The following is a 3,846-nucleotide window of genomic DNA, read 5'->3' as shown; positions in this document are numbered from 1 at the left end:
TAATGAAGATACCTTTGAAGAACGATTTGCCATTAAACTCACACGTTTAAACGTGTTTGTTATCGTATCCTTGTCCAGCATACTGATGGTTGCGGGCACAATTTTTTTAATTGCTTTTACACCTTTAAGAGAGTTTATTCCTGGTTATTCTTCAACACAGTTAAAAAAACAGGCCATTGCCTTGAGTTTTAAAACAGATTCCCTACAGCATATTATTGATGTTAATGAAAAATATTTCAGTTCTATACAAAGGGTATTGACAGGCGATGTTAAAGCGGTAGAATTTAACAAAGATTCAATTTTAAGCGCTGCCAATGCCGAAACGGTGCATGTTAGCATAAAACCTTCAAAACAAGATTCTTTATTGCGCGAGAAAGTAGATAAAGAAGATAAATACAATCTTTTTGAATCGACCTTATCAAACTCTAATTTCGTGTTATTTCCACCAGTCAATGGCACTATTTCTGAAGGCTATAATGTTAAAGAAAAGCATTATGCCGTAGATATTATAGTAGCCAAAAACACACCGGTTAAAGCCACCGCCGATGGTACCGTTATTTTTGCAGAATGGACCACCGAAACCGGATATGTGGTGATTATAGAGCACAGCCACGAACTCATTTCTGTATATAAGCATAATGCTTCTTTGACCAAAGAACAAGGTGATGTGGTTAAAGCTGGCGAAGTTATTGCCATGGCCGGAAACACTGGTGAACTTACTACAGGGCCACATTTACATTTTGAGCTTTGGAGCAAAGGTTATCCAGTAAATCCAACCAACTTTATAGATTTTAAATAATGATTTCAATAAAATCAGCAGTAGCTAAACCCTTTGCCCACTTTATTAGAAAGTCGGTTTTAAAATGGGCCAACAATCCCATTGAAACACAGCAAAAAGTATTTGAAAATCTGATTAAAGAAGGAAAGCGCACACAGTTTGGAAAGGATCATGATTTCAAAAATATCACTTCCCATTCAGATTTTGTTTCTCGTGTTCCGGTGCGTGATTATGAAGATCTAAAACCTTATGTGGAGCGCGTTGTTGCAGGAGAACCTGATGTTTTATGGAAAGGAAAACCCATCTATTTTGCCAAAACATCGGGTACCACTTCAGGATCTAAATATATTCCTATTACCAAAGAAAGTATGCCCACCCATATACAAGCAGCCAGAAATGCCATTCTCATGTATATTGCCGAAACGGGAAATGCCGATTTTGTGGATGGCAAAATGATTTTTTTACAGGGTAGTCCAATCTTAGAAAAGAAAAACGGGATTCAATTAGGCCGACTTTCAGGTATTGTGGCACATTATATTCCAAAATACCTTCAAAAAAATAGGATGCCTTCTTGGGAAACCAATTGCATAGACGATTGGGAAACCAAAGTAGATGCGATAGTTGATGAGACCTTGCCCGAAAACATGACGATAATTTCAGGTATTCCTTCCTGGGTGCAGATGTATTTTGAGAAAATCAATCAGAAAACGGGAAAAAAAGTGGGTGAGGTTTTCAAAAACTTCAATTTGTTCATTTTTGGCGGTGTTAATTATGAACCCTATCGCGCAAAATTTGAAAATCTTATCGGACGAAAAGTGGACAGTATTGAACTTTATCCCGCCAGCGAAGGTTTTTTTGCTTATCAAGATCAACAAAATCAAAAAGGAATGCTTTTGCAACTCAATTCCGGCATTTTTTATGAGTTTATAAAAGCCGATGCGTTTTTTGATCCCAATCCCCAACGCATCACAATTAAAGATGTTCAATTAAATACCAATTATGTGATGATTATTTCCACCACGGCCGGTCTTTGGAGTTATAATATTGGTGATACTGTTGAGTTTACTTGTTTGGCACCTTATCGCATTGTCGTTTCGGGTCGTATCAAACATTTTATTTCAGCTTTTGGAGAGCACGTTATTGGAAAGGAAGTAGAGCAAGCACTTAATGAGGCTATTCAAGGTTCAAACATTCAAGTATCAGAATTTACGGTAGCACCACAGATAAATCCGATTGACGGATTACCGTATCATGAATGGTTTATTGAATTTGAAAATGAACCTGAAAATCTCACACAATTGGCAGAAAAGATAGAGTTGTCACTTCAAAACCAAAACAGTTATTATTTTGATTTGATTGTTGGCAAAGTGTTGCAACCTTTAAAAATAACAAGAATAAAAAAAGATGGTTTTCAGGATTATATGAAATCTGTAGGAAAATTAGGCGGACAAAATAAGTTACCCCGACTTTCCAATGATCGAAAGATAGCGGATGCATTGATACAGAAAAATTTAACATATTAACACTATATTTGCATCATAAATATTAAATATGAATAAAAAACTTCTTGCCAGAACTAGAGCTCAGGAAAGCTCCAATTCAATTGAACGAATATACATTACCATGCGGCATTTATTTAATCGTGGGTTCTATAAACCCATGGGTGTCTCTGGTGAAACACTTCGTGAATCGCTCTTACAATTAAGTCCGGAAATTTATGGATCCATTGGTGATGAAAAGGCCGAATTGGAAGGATTGCTATATGTTGTAGATAGATTGCCGTATGGTATAGAAGAGTGTACATTTATTAATCTTACAAGTGACGAAGGTTATATCGATTCGCATTTTAAAGCCATTGTGCCGCCAAAACGACGACGCAATTGCTTTCGAATTGATGAAGAACAAATGAATATTGAAATTACCCGTGGGCGTTCAGAAATCTATGATATTCTGACACATTTGACGTTCATGTTTATTGAATCGCACAAAATAAGTAAACGCGTACTTATTGATGAAGAAGGTTCAACTACTCGCGATTGGATCAAACTGGAAAAAGCAGTACTCTCCAGTCAGGAGTTATCGCAACAAGATAGGGAGATTGCCATTACGCATACGGCCAATATTTTAGGACGAACGTTTCAGGAAATTACCAGTTTATATAACTCTTTTGCCTTGCCACATCAACCCGAGCGTTTTTTAAGTTTGATTTATTGGCTTGGAAAACTGGCTATTGAAGAGGTGGTCAACAATAACAAGCGCACCATTACTTTTAGTCCAATGTTAAGAGAGCGCTTGGGGCATCATATCCATGGTGAAATTTGGGCCGATACTATTAAGGAATCCTTAATTAAAAACGGACTTATTGATCGTCCAATACATATTATCAGTGCCAACATGCATAGCGTCATGAATTCTATTTTTGCGCCGCAAGCACTAAAATCGTTAAGTTCAAAACGAGATATTTTTGAAATTTATGAAGATTTGAGCCAAAAGGAAAACCAAGGCTTACGAGATAAAGTGACCAAAGAAGCTTTACAAAAAGGCATGATTTATATTCCTGATACCTCAGGAACCAACATTGATGTTCAAATTTTTGATACGGCGAAGATCGATTTTCTAAAAACCGACTTGGAAGTAACAAAAGTATTTGAAGATTCAGAAAAGCCAGTACTCTTTGTGATGGATTATGCTTTTGGTGAACAAGCTTACGAAACTATCGATGAGTTGTTAAAACCTATAATGATAGATGGCAAGCAAATCCATCTGAATGTCGATTCTATTTCAATTATGGGTAAAGCCGGAATTTTGGAAGGTGGAAAAGGCGATATCATGATTCCTTCGGCACATATTTTTGAAGGCACCGCTGATAATTATCCTTTAGAAAATGAACTATCAAAATCAGATTTGGAAGGTCATGGCATTGCCGTTTATGAAGGCGCAATGATTACTGTTTTAGGGACATCGCTCCAAAATAAAGAGATTTTAAAGTTTTTCTTTAATTCCACATGGAACGTTATAGGCCTTGAAATGGAAGGAGCTCATTATCAAAAAGCAATTCAGGCAGCCTC

The 3,846-nt window shown here is 36.7% G+C and carries 3 protein-coding genes; all 3 read left to right on the top strand.

What is annotated here, in order from left to right; genetic code table 11:
• The coding region (locus tag VNJ50_RS15450; RefSeq protein ID WP_325583190.1) for a M23 family metallopeptidase at positions 1–799 on the top strand (799 nt) is incomplete at its 5' end.
• On the top strand, positions 799–2,301 hold the full coding sequence (locus VNJ50_RS15445; protein WP_325583189.1) for a GH3 auxin-responsive promoter family protein: 1,503 nt from the start codon (positions 799–801) through the stop codon (positions 2,299–2,301). The genes VNJ50_RS15450 and VNJ50_RS15445, both read left to right, overlap by 1 nt.
• A 28-nt stretch (positions 2,302–2,329) precedes the next feature.
• Positions 2,330–3,846 (top strand): DUF6909 family protein (locus VNJ50_RS15440; RefSeq protein WP_325583188.1); only part of this gene is annotated, 1,517 nt, incomplete at its 3' end.

Origin of the sequence: Gelidibacter sp. (genome assembly GCF_035577925.1) — a bacterium.
GTDB lineage: Bacteria > Bacteroidota > Bacteroidia > Flavobacteriales > Flavobacteriaceae > Gelidibacter.
The sequence above is the reverse complement of the archived record's forward strand: the minus strand, read 5'-3'. Positions and strand labels throughout refer to the sequence as shown.